Source organism: Undibacterium sp. GW821-FHT11H02 (assembly GCF_058808015.1).
This window is the reverse complement of sequence record NZ_JBXARG010000008.1, coordinates 1-18,851: the sequence shown is the minus strand read 5'-3', so window position 1 is coordinate 18,851 and position 18,851 is coordinate 1. Positions and strand designations below refer to the sequence as shown.

The window sequence follows — 18,851 nt, the reverse complement described above, 5'->3', positions numbered from 1 at the left end:
AGCATCGAAGGCGAATCAATTAGGCGCAATTATAAATGCGAATTATTATCATTTGCAATTGAATTTGCCGATCAAACTTGTTTTGAATCAAGAGGTTTGGCTACTTTGAAGTGAAAATTCTTATCAAGTAGCTACTTTAGCGGGCATGGAAGAGATAGATACGTTGCTCTAAAAGTACATTTAGTCACAAAAAAGAATTATTTTGACATCTTCTTTTCACACGAGAATATGATTGCGGATGGTTTTTTTTATAAATCTTATGATCAGGAGCGATCTTGCTACGTCAAACCCTACTTTCATTAGGCCTGTTATTCGGCCAGGCAGAAGTCAGCCTTGCTGCTGACAAATTGATTCCCATAGACCATTTTGTGCGTGAGGATGAGTACGCGCAACCGCGGTTGTCTCCGGATGGAAAGTATCTGGCGCTCACCGTCAGAGTTCCGCAAAATGACAGGTTCGTGCCTATGATCGTTGTTTATTCTTTGCCGGAAATGAAAGAACAAGGCGCGGTACGTATGCCAGTGTACGAAGTACCTGACAAATATTACTGGGTCTCAAACACGCGACTATTGGTAACCAAAGCCAAAGAAGTTGGCTCCAAAGAGCAGCCTCAGATTACGGGCGAGATTCTAGCGATGGACTATAACGGCGAGAATCAGGAATACGTTTATGGTTATAACGAGCGTTTGAAGCGAAATTCCAGCAGGTTCGCTGATTCGCGTGGTACTGGCAGGGTGACGGCAATCCCCAAAGTCAAAAATGGTCGCTTCTATATGACGACCAGTATGTGGGAGGGCGAGCGTACTATGATGTACGACGTTGATTCCAAAAACGCAAACCGGAAACTGATTGCTAGTATCCCAATCGATGATGCGCATTTCATCTTACAAAACAATGGGAAACCCCGTTTTGCGACCGGCTCTGATAAAGAGGGACTCTATAGTTTATATAGATTTGATGATGCGAAAGAAGAGTGGGTGATACTAAGTCAAAAAGAGTTTGACGGACATCTTATACCAATTGGTTTCAATGCAGATGACACTGAATTCTACGGCTACTATAGCAAGCATGGTGAGCCAAATTCGCTAGTTCGTATCAATGCACAAACAGGTGTACGCACTGTGATCGCAGAGAACAAAATCGCTAACTTAGATATCGCTCAAACAGCAATCAACTCTGAATTGCCATTTGCCGTCGCGAGTAATTTGGGCATTCCCGCAATCAAATATCTGGATGCGGAATTGCCAGAAACCAAATTGCATCAGATGTTGAGTGCAAAATTCCCTGGCAATCTAGTGAATTTCATTAACTACACGGATGACGGCAATACCTTGCTTTTTTCAGTAGCAAGTGATCGTGAGCCAGGTGCTTATTTTATCTACGATAAATCACGCAACCGTGCCTATCCCTTGTTCGCCAGTCGCCAGTTGATCGATCCAGATCAAATGTCTGAGCGCCGTCCTATCCAATTTACCAGCCGTGACGGTATCCGCATAGATGGCTATCTAACCGTGCCAAAGACCCACGATATCGCAAAAAAAATGCCTATGATAGTCTTGCCCCACGGCGGCCCACATGGCCCTTACGACAAGTGGTTCTACGATAACGACGCACAATTCCTGGCCAGTCGCGGCTATAGCGTTTTACAAGTGAATTTCCGTGGTTCGGGCGGTAAAGGACATAGTTATCAGAATTCAGGATGGCGTAAGTGGGGCACAGAAATTCAAAATGATTTGATCGATGGCGTGCAATGGGCAATCAAAGAAGCGAACGTCGATGCCAAACGTATTTGTACTTATGGCGCCAGTTTTGGCGGCTACTCTGCCTTGATGCTGGCGGCACGTGAGCCTGACATGTTTCAATGTGCCATTGGTTACGTCGGTGTCTATGACTTGAATTTGATGTTCACCTCTGAAGAGGCTAAGGATCCAAAATTTAAGTCAGTGATGACACGCTATATCGGAAACGATAAAGCAGAGTTAGATAGCATCTCTCCAGCGAAGCAGGCCGAAAAAATCAAAATACCGGTGATGTTGGTGCATGGTATGGACGACAAGCGAGCGACTTTTAACCACGCCGAAGCGATGCGTGATGCATTGATTAAGCAAGGACGCCCACCTGAGTGGATGGCAGTCCCCGACGAAGGTCATGGTTTTTACAATACTAAGAATGTGCAGGAATTTTATACACGTATGGAGCGCTTCCTTGCCAAGTATTTAGGGCAATAATCGCGTTATAAACCTTTTAAGTAGCCTAGAGTTGGATAAGTGCTCTAGGCTCTTTTTTTATCCCGCTTGGTAAGTTACCGTCATCATCTGCGTACCAGACCACATCTGTCCTGGTGCCAATACTACCGGCTTCAATATAGTTGCCGCCTCTACGCACAGCATACGTTGGTAGCCACCGGGCTCCAGATCTGCCAGTTGCGCGCCCTTCTCCGCGCCGGGATTCCACACCACGGCATCAGCAAAACCCGACTGGCGTATTTGTACCTGTTGGTGCGGCTGTATGATGAGGATATCTGAAGCGACGTCGCCATAGATTCTGTCGGTCTCGCCCATGATTTTTAGTAACTCGTCGTCTTGATGGCAATCTCTTTCACCATCTACCGTGTCGCGATAGTCCAAGCCACCTAAGCCATGAACCAGGGTTTGGGCGATATCATTGACTTGGAAGTAGGTATGCAAGGCCGTGGTGAAACTAAATTCGGTATCACCGTTATTCACCACCGAAAAATCAAGTTGTAGCGTCTCTTCAGCCACGGTCACCATTAGCTCCGCCCGAAACACATGCGGCCAAATGTGCAAGCGGGCGATATTTTCCTGCAATTCGAACACGGCCTGTGCCGCACCTTGCTCCAATACGCCTGAACTTAACAGCCGCCATTCCGCATTACGGGCGAAACCATGCTTGGGCAAAGTCCCATGATTAGAAAATTGAGGGAATGCGATGGGTACCCCGCCGCGTATCGCTTTCCCCGGACCAAATTCTGAGCTTTTACTGAGAAACAATTGTTCTGTGCCACTGGCCGGTATCCACGAGCAAACATGGGCTCCATGGGTAAACAATTCTGCGCGGGCGCCATCTCTGGCCTGTAGTAAAACCTTATCCATGTATGCACAACTTTCTGCTGAAATAGCGAGGAACGATGAAAGAAGCGAGCATTTTATCGTTTCTCCTCCCAAAATTTGACCATTGAGGAGGTGAATTTTGCATTCTGTCGCTCTTCGTGGGCACGGCAATTTTCCTTGACGTAGACTGCAGGTATGGAAATTTCAATCAATTCTTCATTTTTTGGGGGCGGATATGTTTAAACAATTAGCGATCGCATCAGCGACATCGGCAGTATTACTGGCTTTAGGTGGTTGTGAGATCAGTATTAACGATGACAGCATCAAAGGTAGCGGAAAAATCATTACTGAAACCCGCACCGCAGGCAGTTTTGATTCCATCACGAATAATTCGCCATTCGATGTCGAGTTGGTCGTTGATGGAAAAAACAGCGTGGTCGTTGAGGGTGATGATAATTTTGTAAAAGAAGTGGAGGCCGTAGTCGAAGCTAATACCCTGGTGATACGCACTAAACGCCGTGGTAACTTTCACTTTTCTTGGAAAAATTCACCCACCACAGTCAAGGTCAGCGTTGCCAATTTAGTCAAAGCATCCAATACCGGCAGCGGCGATATGCATTTGCGTCAATTGCATAATGAAAAATTGGATATCTCCAGCGAAGGTCCCGGTGATATCGAAGCTAGCGGTACCGCCAACGAACTGCATTTCCACGCCAGCGGCAGCGGCGATGTGAATTTGCGTCAATTGAGCGCCAAGAAAGTAGAGATTGATATGTCTGGCCCAGGTGACACTGAATTAGGCGAAATCACACAAAGCCTGAATGCAAGACTGAGTGGTAGTGGCGATTTGAATGTCGCTAAATTACAAAGCGAACAAACGACTCTGAGTATCTCGGGTCCAGGCGGTATCAGTTTGCGTGGTACGACTAAGAATATCGAAGTCGATATGTCGGGTTCCGGCGATTTGTCGGTAGATCAAGTACAAGCAGAAAAAACCACGATCACTATGTCCGGTCCTGGTGAAGCTACATTGGCGGGTGAAACTAAATTCTTGAAATTGCGGGTAAGCGGTTCCGGCAGCGTTGATGCTTCGCGTTTGAAAGTTGGCGATGCAGAAATTCGTAATTCGGGTCCAGGCGATTTGCAATTTAAGTTATTGACTGGCAGCGTGAGTATCGATACGTCTGGCTCCGGCGACATCGAAGCCGATTTGGCTATGGCTGGTACGGTGGATGTGAATTCGGATGGTCCTGGCAGTATCACTTTGCGCGGCAGTGGTAAGAAATTAACGGCTAGTTTGAATGGTTCCGGTGATTTGCATGCAAATGATCTGTTGTTGGAGATCGCCTCAGTCAAAGTCAACGGCCCGGGCGAAGCAACCGTCAATGTAAAAGCCGCTGGTTCAGCCTCTGCAGAACAAAGCTCCATCAAGAATGGTTCGCGCTTGGTGACCATAGATCGTAATGGTGTCGTGAACTAACACAATTAAGCAGGCCTACTCAAAAGAACGCCAGGGCTAGAGCAATTTAGCCTTGGCGTTTTTACGTTTACTCGCGGCGTGTGAATAGGTTCAACCCAGATTTTCCATTAGGATTTGCGATGATGACAGATGCACTTTTCGAGACAGTTTTGATGCGAATGAGACGCCAATAGCTGGCTATTGGCAACGAAGAGCAACAAAAATGGCCGAAAATGCGCTGTCAGCACGCAAATAGCACTGTAAGTGCGCCTAATGGAAAATTTGGGTTCAAACCACATCCTGACGAAAAACTTGTCCCTCACCATCAACCAATAAGTAGGCCAATCCACTATCTGATAACCATGCCTTGCCTTGCGCTTGTTTGAGCATAGTAATAGTGGAATAACTACCCGCCGCAATACTGAGCGGCGCTACTACGCTGACTGATTGCCAATAACTGACCGGGTAAGCAGAGTCGGGATCAAGGATGTGACAATAGCGCTTCCCATCCAGATCAAAGAACCGTTCATAGTCACCGCTGGTCGCCAGCGCACCGCTACTCACAGGAATGGTGGCGATAATCTGATCTGCATCACGTGGATTTTGTATGCCGATTTGCCACGGGCGTCCATCAAGTTGCGGTCCCAAAACACGTAAATCACCACCCAGATCGATTAAGCCGTGACTGACGCCTTCATTGATCAATAGTGCTGCGGCACGGTCTGCGGCATATTCTTTGCCAAACCCACCAAAGTCGATTTCCATTTCTGTTCGCGGTAGGTAAATGGTATTGCTGGTGCGCTGCACTTTGTTCCAGCCGATTTTGCCGCGCAAGTAATCGAGCAAAAATGGATCGGGTAACACAGGGCGTTTAAAGTTCCAAGCTTTACGCAACACACCTGAACTGATGTCAAACTTCCCGTCGCTGGCGTGAAATAAGACATCGGCATAGTCGAGCAATTCATTCGTTTCACTATCGATGTTGACAGCGTTGAGGCCTGCCTGTCCGTTGATTTGGCTAAGTATGCTGTGGTCGCGATAGCGTGAATACTTATGCTCGATGCGTTTCACTTCGGTGATTGCGATTTCCGCTAGTTGCATAGCCTGTTGCTGCGTGTCGGCAGGCAGGCGACATTCGCATAGGCTGCCCATGGCGAGAAATGGGATAGTAAAAATAGGCATGCAGCGGGAGCTAAACTTGGTGAAAAATCAAAACCGATAGCGCAAGCCGATTTGTAAAATGCTGGCATCTAAAGGCGCTAAAGGGGGGCGTTTATTGTCAAAAAACGTCCATTCACTGCGCTGCCGGTAGCGTTCTAGGCTGGCGTCGACTTGCCAGTGCTGGTCTAATTGTTTGCTTAGTTTGACGCCGAAACTACGTCCGCCAAATGCTGACATGCGTTGATCTTCACTGATAAATTGTGTGCCACCGATTTTGTAGCCTACCGGGATGTACAAAAATGTGTAGACCGGATCGAAGTAAAAATCAGCGGCACTTTGTGAATACAAACGCACAGTCGGCGTGACCGTCCAGCCTTCGCTCAGGGTTTGCGCATAGTCTATATTGATCGTATGTGAGCGTATGCCAAAACTGTCCTGATAGTGGCGGTAATTCAGGCGCAAGCTAGCATCTGCTTCGGGAAAGTAATGATGATATTTTAGGTTCAATGCGCTTTGTTGACGTTCGCGCGGACGAATATCGAGCGATTTGTACGCATCAGAAAAATAACCGTGCGCATTGGTATGGGTCAAGGTGATTTGCGCGATATCTTGTGGTGATAAAACTTGACTGACCCCGATCAAAAAATCACTGCCTTGTTTCTCCTCCTTGAGTTGCCGTCCGGTCGCGCTGATTTTATCTTTGGCTGAGCCTAAGCCAAAATTCCAGGTCGTGTTATTGTCTTCGGTCGCAATGCTGGCATTGAGTGAAATTGCCGTTGAATCATAATCATGTTCCGTTGAATACGACACGCCAGCCGAGAGTTTGATGCGTTCAAAATAGCGGTGCAATTTGAAATCTGCAGCGCGGCGGGAGTCGCTCATTTTCGACGCACTTGAGATCACCGTGTGGTAACGCGGCGATGCACCCGATACCTGATCCGCGACTAAGCCGGCATCTATACTCCACACGCCAGCGATGGGGACACTAAGCGCCATCGAGGGCGAATTGACCGTTAAACGATTGAGACCCGGTTGACTATCACGATAGCGCAAATATTTACTACTAAACTCGGCTTTGTCTGGCGCATCTTCTGCCTGTGCCTGAGTCGAGACCAGCGGCAATACACCAGTTAAACTGAGCGCCGCCAACAAGATGGAATGACTGAGCCTCGCCTCCTTCGATGGCACAACTGCTTCATGCTGTGTAGCGTCATTCGAATTGCTGAGTCCGGTCATGGTTTTATGTGGTCAGTGGAGGTGAAAGCCTGAGGCTTGGAAATTCGACGAGCGATACTTCGACAAAAATACTTCGACAGTAATACTTCAACATAAATAATTTAATTACAGCCGCAGCCACTACCGCCCACACTACCGCTGCCTGATGCCGCTTCTTTGCTGGTGTAAATATGATCGGCGTTCTTGGCACTGAGTTTGTCGTGATCAAAGCGCATTTCAGCTTTTGCCAGATAGCCTTTCTCCCAAGCAGCGACTGGACCAAAACTGCTGCAAGCGGTATTGCTGATCGCTAGCAATATGAGGCTGCATGCATAAATGATACGTGGCCATTTTTTAATCATCATGTTTATTCCTTACTGGTCAGCGCGGTTTTAATTTTTGCTTCCAATATTTCCTGGTCAGCGACTTTAAACCCTCTATGGGTAAAAATCAGTTTGCCTTTGCGATCAATTAAGTAGCTGCTAGGCATGCCTTTGACGCCATATTGTCGCGGTGTTTGTCCGGCGGGATCAAACAAGATCAAAAACTGCGCTGGATTTTTGTTGAGAAAAATCTGCGCATCGTCCATTTGTTTGTCGAGATTGATCGCGATAATTTGTAAGCCAGCCGTCTGATATTTTTGCTGCAGACTATTCATAAACGGAAAAGACTGTAAGCATGGCGCGCACCAAGATGCCCAAAAATCGACATAAACCAATTTTCCAAGGTGTTGCTTCAGACTTTCTTTATTGCCATTGCCTGTGTTCAATTCAAAAGCCAGTGAAGCTGGCTCTTGAGCAAGAGCGATCATAGGCAAAGTCAATAACAGACGGAAAAGCAAATTAAAAACTGGCTTAGATCGCACATGCATTATTTGGCGCCATTCAAATACCAAGTGCTAATAGCAGAAATCTCGTCGCCAGTTAATACGGCATCTTGTGGCATCGCACGGGTGACAACCGTGGCAATGTACAAAGGGAGTGCATTGCGCCTGATCAGATCGGCGGTATGTAAGGCAATGCCGCCCTCAGTTCTTTGCGTAGAATGGCAGGCCAGACAACGCGCATTCACGATAGTCTGTACTTTTTCAAACTCAGGATTACTAATTCCGGCGGTTAAGTCGAATAAAACATCGGTGATACCTATCTTGGCTTTGGCCTCAAGGATGTCGCTTGGTGTCACGGCTTTTGCGATCTCCATGCCTTTGGTAATCGACATCTGAGGCGTGTTGTAGTTGAGCCCTTGTTGAATCGAAAAAAAATGTCCGACTGCGACCTTATTGTCCAGTAGTTGCGGCACCCAGCCCCATTCAGCATCGCCAACAAAGGTATGTGCCGAATTGAGCATGGTGGAAACTAACACGCCTTTGCTTGAGCGACCACTGCTCAGTTCGCCACTCCAATACGCAACATCGATATCGGGCGGTGCCGTGGCACCACTGCGGCCAAGTACGTTTTTATAAATAATCCGGACAAATTCGTCATTGCTCATGCTGGCCGAATAGCCAGTCAGGTCAGTATAGAATATGGCGGCGTCATAGAAACTGACAGCCAATTGATCAACCGTCATGCCGTTCTTGATTTGATCTATCCAGTAGCTCATGCCATCGGCGTCAGGTACCCGATTGAAAAAAGCGACATACAGCTCGATTAGGGTCTTGAGACTGGCGGCGGGTATGGTTTTCGATTTGTCGCCAACGACAAAATTGACGGTGACGTCAGCAAATTTAGCGCTGCCGGTAGCGCCTAAATTGAGAGTGCCGCCACTGCCTACATTATCTTTGACGCTAAATCCAGTCGCGGTACGAGTGATCTTATAGTTATTACGAGCGGCATCGAAAGTAGTGATATTAGCCGGTGCCGCCGCCAGTGTTGGCGGCGGTGGTGGCATGGGTTTATCTGCGACTAAGTCAGCGTTACCTCCACAAGCGCTGAGTGCCGCGCAGAATACGCATAAGAGCAAAGCGGAAAACTGTGGTGAAGAAAGTAATCGCATGATGCACCCCCGGTCGTCGATCTGGTTAATCAGAATTTCTGTATTCGATACGCATGCTTTACAACCAAACGAGTGCTGGCAATCAGCGGATTTAGCCCCATAAGCAGGCCTGTCAAATCATGCTGTGGTAACAACCATATCTGCCCTCTTGGCGCGGCAACTTGCGTACAAGCCGTAATCACAGGTGCGACCCAGGCGGCGTCGTTGGTGACATCTAACAGGATATCCCCATCTGAATTGGTATGAAAGTAAATTTCACCGCCATGCAACAATGTGAGGCAGATGCCCTGGCCACTTGTCGGCTTATTACCTATTAATTTTTGCAATTCCTGATTGTTTAATTCCATCCAGCCTTCAATTTCGGCTGGTGTTTCTAATACTATCCATGGATGGTCGGGTTGATGGTCTGGTGCTTCAGTTGTGTTCATGGATTATCGTATTTGCCTAACTTGCAAGCCTTGTTGTTTCAATTGCGCAATGATACTGCGCTCGCCGGCCAGGTGACCAGCACTCAGAACGATGAAGGCTTTTTTTCCTTGCTGCATCATGTCACGAATTTTGTTCGCCATCGCTTCGTTCCTATCGTCCATCAACATGTGCATGATTTTCCGCGAGCCCTCGTCTTTATTTCCCGCTTCCAAAAAAATCTTTTCAAGGCCATCGCTATCGGCTTTCAGCCAGGCCTGACTCATTTTTTGGAATTGACTTTTGACTTCACCTTTTCGGAAGGAATCTAGGGTACTGGCGAGCATGGCATTACCCTCATCGTCATTTAAGCTACCCAGAACATCAGCCTGAAACGCCAATCCGTCCAATTCTATTAAGTTCTTCTGGTCTTTTTTTGCTGCATTAATAAAATGCAGGTCTATCCCTTGAGCCGGGTCAAAACCTAATTGCATGCTGACCTCTATCGTCAAACCCATTGCCACCATTGCCGGTGCATAGGATTGAAACTGATCGATAGATTTGCCTGCCATCGCTTTCAATGTACCCCAGACCGCCTGACTCACATGATTTTCTAGTTTGTCTGGCGCCGTATAGCTGAGTTTGCTGACAATGGCCTGTGCCGCATTGTCACCACTGCTATCGGCGGCCACGACCACGGTGTCACTTTGCGCATAGGCTTTTCGCACCGGTGCCGACATAGGGTAGAAATTCTTTTTTGCGATATGAATTGAGCCAAACAGGTAAGCGATCGTTGGCTTCGTTTCTTGGTTCGTCTTGTCTTGATCATTTAAACGAATTTCATATAGCAGCCCTTTGACTTTGCTTGCCGTAGTTGGTTTGACTGTTGTTTTGACGGTTGCTGGCGTTTGTCCAGTGACTTTGGTTTGTGCTAACACACCAGTCGAAAAGCTGGCGCACATGACGCCGGCTGCACAATAGCTCAAAATTTTGCTGGTAAAGTGCGGTGTTTTGTTTTTCATAATGGATTACAAAGAGTCGATGTGGAATTGCTTGACGGTACTTAATGCTCTTTAGCACCAGCGGCAGACTTGATAACAGCAAAATATACACCAATTTTTTCCGACTAAAAAAGCGCGGTCTGACCAGCGCGAGGATTTGGCTTCTCTATGGCACTTTATGCCAACGCGAACTAGCCTGCTGAAACCTCAAATTGCTCGCTCCAAAAGAGATGCTCAAAATTCAATGGGAACTAATCGGGAATGGAATAATCGAATGCCGGCGCTATCCAAGCTTCGAGTGTCTTCCTTTTGCGCAATAGTCATGCAGTTGACTGGGAGAAAGAGTGCTACCACAAGTTGTTGGATTGTTGCTATGCAGTGCAGAAATTTTGTCCAAAACGTGCGCATTGGGCGAGTTTTCGCGTTTTTTCTCTTTACTGTTTAGCCATAAATGGCTATGTTACGCAGGTTTACAAAAACAGATCCTTTTCGAACGCTTTTCATTTAGCAAGATTAGGAATAAGAAACTCAATTATTGTATTTGCCTTAAGGAAATATTATGTCTTTTGAACGTGTGGATTTACCGGGTCCAAGTTTGACTTCGGTGGGAAATATGGCTGTCAAAGTCCAAAAAAAAGGAAGTATTAAATTACTTATGATTAGCCTTAAGTCTATCAACGAGGTGGAAATATGATTAATTGGCGCGTTAAATCACTAGACGCTATTTTGGCGACGGCAGAAAAAAAATCTCTGCATCGCACCTTAGGCGCATTTCAACTTACTATGCTTGGTATTGGTGCCATCATTGGTACCGGTATTTTCGTTCTGACCGCCGCTGCCGCACAAAAAGCCGGCCCTGGCATGATGTACTCTTTCATTATCGCGGGTTTTGTTTGCGCGGTTGCTGCACTTTGTTATTCTGAACTGGTTGCAATGGCACCAGTTTCTGGTTCGGCTTACACCTATACTTATGCGGTCATGGGTGAACTCATGGCATGGACCGTGGGCTGGGCCCTAGTACTCGAATATGCCGTCGCCGCCGCCGCAGTCTGCGTAGGCTGGTCAGGTTATGTGATGGGTCTGATTCAAAAAGCCACCGGCTTTGTGCTTCCCGAAGTTCTCGCACATGGTCCTGCCTGGTCCATGTCAGGCTTTATCCCAACGGTAGATTTCAGCCATGGTATTGTGAATGTACCGGCGATCATCGTTGCTTTGGTTATTACCTTGTTGTTAGTCAAGGGTACCAGCGAAAGCGCGAAAGTTAACTCTATATTAGTCGCAGTAAAAGTCACGGCATTGTCTGCTTTCATCGTGATTACTTTGCCGATGATCAGTGGCGATAACTTTACACCGATGTTGCCGAACGGCTGGATTGGTAGTCAAGGTAGTGGCGTAGGTGTGGTTGGTGCTGCTGCTTCTATCTTCTTCGCCTATGTTGGTTTTGATGCGGTATCTACGGCTGCTGAAGAAACCAAAAATCCACAACGTAACGTTCCTATCGGTCTGATCGGTTCATTAGGTATTTGTACGGTGTTCTACATGTTGGTTGCCGCTGGCGTAGTTGGTTCTGTTGGTGCACAACCAATCACTTCAATTACTGGTGCCGTATTGTCACCAGATTCCGCGGAATTTGTGACACGTTGTAAAGAGCTGGCAGCAGCTGGTAGTTCTCCTATCGTTTGTTCACACGAAGCCTTAGCGGAAGTATTGAGCAAATTACACTACGATCAAGTATCAAAATTAGTCGGTCTCGCAGCAAGTATCGCTTTACCTAGCGTTATTTTGATGATGATCTTTGGTCAAACACGTATTTTCTTCGTGATGGCACGTGATGGTCTCTTGCCTGAAAAATTGGCTGACATCCATCCAAAATGGAAAACACCTTGGTTGATGACGATTGTTACTGGTATTTTTGTTGCGATTGCAGCAGCGTTCTTCCCGGTCGGACAGTTGGCGGATATCTCTAATTCAGGTACCTTGTTTGCATTCTTCATGGTGGCGATCGCTGTTCTGGTCTTGCGCAAAACTGACCCTAACCGTACCCGCCCATTTAAGACACCAGTAGTATGGCTGGTAGCACCTTTAGCGGCTGGTGGTTGTTTGTTCCTGTTCTTCAGTTTGCCAACCGTGGCGCAATTGGTATTGCCAATCTGGGGTAGCGTGGGTCTGGTAATCTACTTCTTGTATAGCCGCAAGCACTCTCATGTAGGCAAAGCGATTGCCGCTCAAGAAGCTAGTAAAAAATAAGTAATACCGAGATCAAATTCGAAAAAATTTAATTTTTGAATTGAATAAACAAAGCGGCGCAATGTAAAAATTGCGCCGCTTTTTTATTGGATACGAATCTATCTACAACCAACCCTCATCCCGTGCCATTCGAAATGCTTCAACGCGATTTTTAGCATTGAGTTTGCTGATTGCTTCTGACAAATAGTTACGTACTGTACCTTCGGATAAATGCATCATTTTGGCGATCTCAGTGCTGCTAGAGCCCGTGCCTGCCAGACGTAACACCTGTCGTTCACGTTCGCTGAGCGGGTCTTGCTGACCGCTCCAACCCTCTAAGGCCAATTCCGCTGCAATCGCACGTCCACCACTATGCACAGTGCGGATTGCTTTTGCCAAATCTTCGGCGGGGGCATCTTTTAACATATAGCCACGTACGCCGCTTGCCATGGCGCGCCGCAAGTAACCGGAGCGGGCAAAGGTGGTGAGTACGATGACTTTGCAGGGTAATTTTTGATTTGCGATTTCGGCGGCCAGTTCCAGCCCCGTCATGATGGGCATTTCTATGTCTGTCACCAACACATCCGGGTGCAAGCTTAGACATAATTCCAGGGCTTCCTTGCCGTTTTTTGGAAGTCCCAGCACCTCGATATCGCCTTCCAGTTTTAGTAAGGCGGCCAGGGCGCCTGACACTAGAGATTGGTCTTCCGCGAGAATGATTTTAATCATAGAATTTACTCGTCATTATTGAATTGAATCTAGAAACCTTAGTTGAACGGGTTCGAGTGTGCGTTTTTTCGCGTTTCTGGCGAGACGTGACGACGACGCAAGCTCCAAGTTGATAGGAGGAACAACGAAGTCCAGAAGCGCGGCAAAATGGGCAATCGAATTCGTAGCGCTCGCACCAAAATAGTGAACAGAAAAAACATGATGAAAGCTAATATTCATGCGGCATCCAAGGCGAAATTAAGCGGTCAACTGAGGCTTTTAGGTTGAATGTAGAGGCAAGACGATATCGATGCTGACCCCTTGTTGACAACTGACTTGCATTTGTCCACCTAAGGCCGATACACGTTCTTGCATGCCGGTTAATCCATTACCTTTTTGCAGCGCGGGTTTTTCTTGCACGTTTTCAAAACCATTATCCGATATATGAAAATACAATTGCTGGTCGCGGGTTTGCAGTGACAGCTTGCAGCGACTCGCTTGTGAGTGGCGGATAATATTCGTGATGGCTTCACGCAAAGCCAGTGCGATGATGTTCTCGACTGCCGGCGGTAGGGCATCGGTCTCGATGTCACTGACGAACTCGACCTGTGCCGAATCTAAGGTGTTTTTTGCGCCGCGCAATTCATGTTGTAGTCCCGTATCTCGATAGCCTAAGACCGCAGAGCGAACCTCACTTAGGGCTTGTCGAGCGGTTTGTTCTATGTCGGCGATTTCTTGCTGACAGGCTTCTTTGTCACGGTCAAATAGCTTGCGCGCCAATTCGGCTTTCAAGGTAATCACCGATAGCGTGTGACCTAGGAGATCATGCAGGTCGCGCGCTATCCGTTCACGTTCGGCGAGCGCGGCCAGATGTTCGATTTCTTCCTGCTTTCTAAAGAGTTTTTCATTCGCGCGATTTAAGCGTTCACCGATGATGGCACCGACTGCGCTGGGCACACTAAACACTAATGCTGGAATCCAGAAAAAGCTTTGCAATTGCCAGATAAAACTCGCCAGCGCCACCGAAAACAAAACCGTCGCGAGTGCAAAATAAGCACGGCGTTTGTCATGAAAACGCGAACACATGGTTGCCGCAAAAATCACAAAACTAGAGCCGCCATAATTGTGATTGGCCCAGGCGATGCCCATACAACAAACCAAAGCAATACAGACGGTAGCGCGCCAATCGTGTACCCAAAAGCTGTAAATGTAGATCGGCAAAAACACCAGCATACTGGCAACAATCAGCCACAATTCGCGCGCTGTGGGTGGCACATAAATGTATTTCCAACCGAAGATAACAAAAGACAAAAGCCAGAAATAGGGCGCTTTACCATAGCGCGCCGGAATCCAAGGTGCGCTCCAGATTTTGTGTAATGCAGTGGTGGATGACATGAATGCGTTCCCGACTAAATAATGTGGTGCCTTGCAAGCGGCGCAGGATAGTACAAAATCGTGCAAATTTCCCTTGATAGACTGAGAGTATAAAGGAGGCACTGGCGAATTTATGGCCTTACTTGTGGTAAAGAAGGCCGTTTTCTTGCCTGCACCGCTCGATTTATTCTTTGACCAAACGCACATCCATAATTTGGAATTGATAATCGCCCGCCGCCGGCCCCGCATTAAAACTCAGCATTGTTACCATGCTCGCATCTAATCCCTTGAACTGACTGAATGGCAGGCTGATTTCTTGCCACTCTGTGCCAGCAGTGAAGCGCAAGTTCATGGGAATAAAACTGCCTTGCATAGTGAAGCCCACGTTGTAGGTCTGACCATCGCCTTTGACTTTAAACTTCAAGGTGTTAGCGGCACTCAAATCAGCCGCTTGCATGGGTTTATCGGCCGGAAAAAATACCACGCCTGCCCAAGGGAAGGCAAAGCCAGCACGGATGGACGATTTGATGATTAAGGGATTTTGACCATTGGCCTCAGGCTCTGCGACCGAAAGTTCAACTTGGGATTTGCCGCCCATAGGGGCATCATTTGATGGAACCCAGCCATAACCAAAAGGACCCGCCAGCTTGGTCTTGCTAAACAGACTGATGCGACCATCGGCCGGCAATTCTGTGCTGGACTTTTTTTGCAATTTTTCCTGTGCGACTTGTTGTGCTTTTTGGGTACGCAATGGTGAGACGATTTCACCATCTTTCCAAATTTCGACGATGCGGCGAGTGGCCGTGATGTCGATGCTAGGATCACCTTCGACCAATAAAAGATCCGCTTTGTAGCCTTGACGTATGCTGCCTCGATCATTCAGTCGAAAAGCTTTGGCGGGTGATGAGGTGGCTGCTTGTAAGGCGGCATTAGGGCTCAAGCCTGCCGCTACCAGCGATGCCAATTCATGATGCATACTGATACCGTACTGGGTTCCGCTATTGCCGGCATCGGTGCCAGCCAAGACCGGAATTTTGGCCTTAGCCATGGCCGCCGTCAGCTGACGTGGTGCCAGTAATAAGTCGCTTTGTACTTGCTTGCCATAAGGCGCATTCAGGGGAATAGTCTGAGTTTTACTGAGCAGACTAGTCATCCCCTGATCTGCCAAGACATCTTCCGATTTTAAACCCGCCATACTTTCCAATACGCTGAAAGTTGGGATCACAAATGCTTTGCTGGTTTTGGCGAGGCGTATCAATTCATCAATTTGTGTCGCACTGATGGTTTTGCCGTTGAATAAATGCACCAAACCATCGGCACCGGCTGCCAGTGCCGCTTTGGCATCTTCGTAGGTGCTGATGTGTACCACCGCTAGTTTTTTGCGTGCGTGGCTGGCTTTGATCAGGGCCTGCACGGTGGCTATATCCAGGCTATTGAATTTGTAGCCTATGCCACCGTTTTCCATCACGATTTTAATAAAGTAGGAACCTTCGGCGATGCGCTTATCCACCCATGCCTGCGCTTGCTCTGGCTTGGTTAATGTATCGACTTCCATGCCATATTCCGTGCCATGTCCTTTGGGCGCGGTGGCTAGCATACCGGCTGCAATCAGGTCAGGTGCTTGGGTGTTCCTGCCTTGTGCCCTGCGTTGATTCATATCCTGCATGACGGATACCGCAGTGAACATATCGATTTGGGTTGTTACGCCATACAGCAAAGGCAGATCCTGATCTTGAAATGCATGAACATGCGCATCGATCAAGCCAGGTAACAGACTGCGTCCACTGCCATCAACGATTTGCATAGAGGCTGTGATCTTGCCTTTAAAGTTCGCGTCGAGAATTTTGCCATGATCAATTAAAACCTGACGTGGACTCAGCATTTTTTCACCGTCAAAAACCCGCACGTTCTTGATTAGCGTGGCGGCATCGACTTGCAGGCTAAATAGGCAGGCAAGTGTGGTGTAGCCGATGCGACTGGCTAGCTTGATCGCTTTTGCCTGGGCAAAATGATTGAAATGGTGGTGCAGCTTCATCGTGTTCTCCCTCTATGAGTAGTTGATGACGCTAGTGTGTACCGGCGATCAGGATTTTGTTAGAGCAATTTGACATGACTTTGGGATGACAAATGTCATGCGCGGCAAATTCATGACCATCCCTTTCGTATTCAGCATCACTTTCATGCAATAATTGCTTGGCTTGTGTAGATGCCAAAAGCGGTTAAAGTCGTTTGTGTGTTTTACCTAAAGTTGCATCGGCACTGGGTTTGAGTAATTTGCTTCAACTTGGAAAACGAAATGTATAAAACCATCATGAGTAGCGCAAAAATTCTAGTACTGAGTACATTGGGACCACTTGCTATGACCGCCATTGCACAAACAACGCTAGTTCCTCAGGCGATTGATAAGCACCCTTTAGTAGAAAAATTTAAGCCTTGCATTAGTCCGATTGGCCTGACGCGTGACCTGCCTCTTGCTGACCCGATTCCCAAATTGGAAGCGCCCGGCCGGCTCTATGTTTTGGGCGATATGGGCGCAATACGAGATGGCTATCGACACTCTTTATATGTGAGTGCAGATGGCAAACAAATTTACATAGTTCAGGTGGGTGGTTTTGCTGGTACCTATAAAATTTTTGGGCCACTCGATCCCAACTTGGATTGTTCCAGAAAGGATTAGGAAATCAAGTAAGATTACGCCTTCAGTTTATTTTTTGCTTCCCTATGAACGATTCTGCTTTGACCGAATCCCTCACCGTGCGTCGCGCACAAGTCGGCGATGCGCCCGCATTGGCACAGTTAGCACGCCAGACTTTTATCGATACTTACAGTGACTTGAATGATCCTGAAGACGTGCGCCTGCACTGTGAAAAAAATTTCAGCACTGCGCTACAAGCGGATGAAATTAGTAATCCCAACTACACCGTTATTCTGATCTGGCAACAACAGGAATTAATCGCTTTTGCACAAGTGGTGAAACGTCCATTGCCGGATTCAGCAGAAGTGCAGGTACCCAATGCGGTTGCCCTATTTCGTTACTATGTCAGAAAAGATTGGCATGGCAAAGGCGTGGCACAAATCCTGATGCAAGCCGCCGAACAAGCCGCACGAGAGTTCGCCGCCAGCCACCTCTGGTTAGGCATGTGGGAACACAATGCACGGGCACTCGCCTTCTATCAAAAAGTAGGTTTTTCCCATGTCGGATGGATGGACTATCACTTCGGTGGCAAGGTCGAGCGTGATTATGTATTACTCAAAGGTTTGTAATGCTTTGGATCGCTACTAAATATCTATTGACGGCTGCCCTTGTTGTCTTGATTTCTGAAATGGCGAAACGAAGTGACAAGCTGGGTGGCTTGATTGCAGCATTGCCTTTGGTCACTGTGTTAAGCATGATTTGGCTCTATTTGGAGAACCAATCGAACGATAAAATTGCGAATCACGCCTGGTACACGTTTTGGTATGTGATCCCAACTTTACCGATGTTTTTGGTGTTCCCTTATCTCCTGCCGCATCTGGGATTTTGGATCAGCTTGTTACTTGCTTGCGCGCTCACCCTGCTTTGTGTGCTGGTGTTCGCCTATTTCCTCCGTCGCTTCGGTATTCATTTGTTGTAATGCGGTTTTTTTGTTTTATGACCGAGATTCAGTTAATCCGTTTGTTCAGTTTGAATGTGGAGAAAAATATTAATGAAGTACCTAAAAAGAATTGCAGTCGCTTGCCTTGCCTGCGGAAGTATTACAGCGATGGCACAAAAGCCTATCACTACTCATTTTTCACCGACTGCCGTGCTGGAGCAAGTCGTTGCGGAGTTTGACCTGGCGACGATCCGATCTTCGTTCGGGCCAAAGCGCGATAGCGTACACCGTACATTAAAGAGTTTTGAGTTGAAAGCTAAGATGCTTAATGCCAAAACCTTGGTCTTGGAAAATGAAGACTTTGTTTATCACTTGCAGCTCTTAGGTCGTGGTGATTTGAATCACGATGGTATTGAAGATCTGGAAATCTGTTTCACCGAAAAAGCCAAGCATGGAAGCTATCATTCGCAAAAACCTATGTTACTGACTAAGTATTCGCCTTCCGAATTAGCAGTCGCGCTCCAATTTGAGACTGATGGTTGTAAACGCTTTGCAAAATAGGGAAAAACACAAAGTGCGCGCTGGGGCCTGTTAACATTTAAATTGGGAGTGCGAATGCGGAAAAACGGGCACAGGGCTAGGCTATCGCTAAAGGAAAGCA

Annotated in this window: 18 protein-coding genes; 7 read left to right on the top strand and 11 right to left on the bottom strand. The window is 47.3% G+C overall.

Annotation, left to right across the window (positions count from 1 at the left end; all coding sequences use genetic code 11):
• Positions 1-275: 275 nt before the first annotated feature.
• Positions 276-2,228 carry an alpha/beta hydrolase family protein gene (locus AC1RR2_RS09995; RefSeq protein ID WP_493222109.1) on the top strand — a complete coding sequence of 651 codons (1,953 nt, stop codon included), beginning with the start codon at positions 276-278 and terminating at the stop codon, positions 2,226-2,228.
• Between the two features lie 57 nt (positions 2,229-2,285).
• On the opposite strand, the gene AC1RR2_RS09990 is transcribed toward AC1RR2_RS09995, so the two are convergent.
• On the bottom strand, positions 2,286-3,113 hold the full coding sequence (locus AC1RR2_RS09990) for a D-hexose-6-phosphate mutarotase (RefSeq protein ID WP_493222108.1): 828 nt from the start codon (positions 3,111-3,113) through the stop codon (positions 2,286-2,288).
• Positions 3,114-3,306: 193 nt separating this feature from the next.
• Here AC1RR2_RS09990 and AC1RR2_RS09985 point away from each other — a divergent pair, with 193 nt between their 5' ends.
• Complete coding sequence (locus AC1RR2_RS09985; RefSeq protein ID WP_493222107.1) at positions 3,307-4,551, top strand: head GIN domain-containing protein; 1,245 nt, start codon at positions 3,307-3,309, stop codon at positions 4,549-4,551.
• A 267-nt stretch (positions 4,552-4,818) separates the two neighbouring features.
• On the opposite strand, the gene AC1RR2_RS09980 is transcribed toward AC1RR2_RS09985, so the two are convergent.
• The 7 genes from AC1RR2_RS09980 to AC1RR2_RS09950 form a co-directional block, all read right to left on the bottom strand.
• Complete coding sequence (locus AC1RR2_RS09980; RefSeq protein ID WP_493222106.1) at positions 4,819-5,712, bottom strand: FAD:protein FMN transferase; 894 nt, start codon at positions 5,710-5,712, stop codon at positions 4,819-4,821.
• A 27-nt stretch (positions 5,713-5,739) separates the two neighbouring features.
• Positions 5,740-6,927, bottom strand: a complete 1,188-nt coding sequence (locus tag AC1RR2_RS09975; RefSeq protein WP_493222105.1) for a DUF3570 domain-containing protein — start codon at positions 6,925-6,927, stop codon at positions 5,740-5,742.
• Between the two features lie 101 nt (positions 6,928-7,028).
• Positions 7,029-7,271, bottom strand: a complete 243-nt coding sequence (locus tag AC1RR2_RS09970) for a DUF4266 domain-containing protein (RefSeq protein WP_493222104.1) — start codon at positions 7,269-7,271, stop codon at positions 7,029-7,031.
• Positions 7,272-7,273: 2 nt separating this feature from the next.
• Entirely contained in the window at positions 7,274-7,777 is a 504-nt protein-coding gene (locus tag AC1RR2_RS09965; RefSeq protein WP_493222103.1) for a TlpA family protein disulfide reductase, read from the bottom strand.
• Positions 7,777-8,901: a DUF4214 domain-containing protein gene (locus tag AC1RR2_RS09960; protein ID WP_493222102.1), complete on the bottom strand. Its 1,125-nt coding sequence runs from the start codon at positions 8,899-8,901 to the stop codon at positions 7,777-7,779. The genes AC1RR2_RS09965 and AC1RR2_RS09960 overlap by 1 nt, the downstream gene beginning before the upstream one ends.
• 29 nt (positions 8,902-8,930) lie before the next feature.
• On the bottom strand, positions 8,931-9,329 hold the full coding sequence (locus AC1RR2_RS09955; RefSeq protein WP_493222101.1) for a hypothetical protein: 399 nt from the start codon (positions 9,327-9,329) through the stop codon (positions 8,931-8,933).
• Between the two features lie 3 nt (positions 9,330-9,332).
• Complete coding sequence (locus tag AC1RR2_RS09950; protein WP_493222100.1) at positions 9,333-10,328, bottom strand: TraB/GumN family protein; 996 nt, start codon at positions 10,326-10,328, stop codon at positions 9,333-9,335.
• A gap of 669 nt (positions 10,329-10,997) precedes the next feature.
• Here AC1RR2_RS09950 and AC1RR2_RS09945 point away from each other — a divergent pair.
• A complete protein-coding gene (locus tag AC1RR2_RS09945) occupies positions 10,998-12,554 on the top strand; it encodes an amino acid permease (protein ID WP_493222099.1) in 1,557 nt (518 codons plus the stop codon).
• A 102-nt stretch (positions 12,555-12,656) separates the two neighbouring features.
• Here the strand turns inward: AC1RR2_RS09945 and AC1RR2_RS09940 are convergent, their stop codons facing one another.
• From AC1RR2_RS09940 to AC1RR2_RS09930, 3 genes are all read right to left on the bottom strand, one after another.
• Positions 12,657-13,262, bottom strand: a complete 606-nt coding sequence (locus tag AC1RR2_RS09940; protein ID WP_493222098.1) for a response regulator transcription factor — start codon at positions 13,260-13,262, stop codon at positions 12,657-12,659.
• Between the two features lie 258 nt (positions 13,263-13,520).
• The gene (locus AC1RR2_RS09935; protein WP_493222097.1) at positions 13,521-14,636 is read right to left on the bottom strand and encodes a sensor histidine kinase; all 1,116 of its coding nucleotides are present in this window, start codon (positions 14,634-14,636) and stop codon (positions 13,521-13,523) included.
• Positions 14,637-14,799: 163 nt separating this feature from the next.
• Positions 14,800-16,650: a CIA30 family protein gene (locus AC1RR2_RS09930; RefSeq protein ID WP_493222096.1), complete on the bottom strand. Its 1,851-nt coding sequence runs from the start codon at positions 16,648-16,650 to the stop codon at positions 14,800-14,802.
• A gap of 261 nt (positions 16,651-16,911) precedes the next feature.
• Between AC1RR2_RS09930 and AC1RR2_RS09925 the strand changes: the two genes are divergently transcribed.
• From AC1RR2_RS09925 to AC1RR2_RS09910, 4 genes are all read left to right on the top strand, one after another.
• Positions 16,912-17,292 carry a hypothetical protein gene (locus AC1RR2_RS09925; RefSeq protein ID WP_493222095.1) on the top strand — a complete coding sequence of 127 codons (381 nt, stop codon included), beginning with the start codon at positions 16,912-16,914 and terminating at the stop codon, positions 17,290-17,292.
• 44 nt (positions 17,293-17,336) lie between these two features.
• The gene (locus AC1RR2_RS09920) at positions 17,337-17,879 is read left to right on the top strand and encodes a GNAT family N-acetyltransferase (RefSeq protein WP_493222094.1); all 543 of its coding nucleotides are present in this window, start codon (positions 17,337-17,339) and stop codon (positions 17,877-17,879) included.
• A complete protein-coding gene (locus AC1RR2_RS09915) occupies positions 17,879-18,229 on the top strand; it encodes a DUF3147 family protein (protein WP_493222093.1) in 351 nt (116 codons plus the stop codon). Before AC1RR2_RS09920 ends, AC1RR2_RS09915 begins: the two co-directional genes overlap by 1 nt.
• Positions 18,230-18,301: 72 nt before the next feature.
• A complete protein-coding gene (locus AC1RR2_RS09910; protein ID WP_493222092.1) occupies positions 18,302-18,751 on the top strand; it encodes a hypothetical protein in 450 nt (149 codons plus the stop codon).
• Positions 18,752-18,851: the final 100 nt, after the last annotated feature.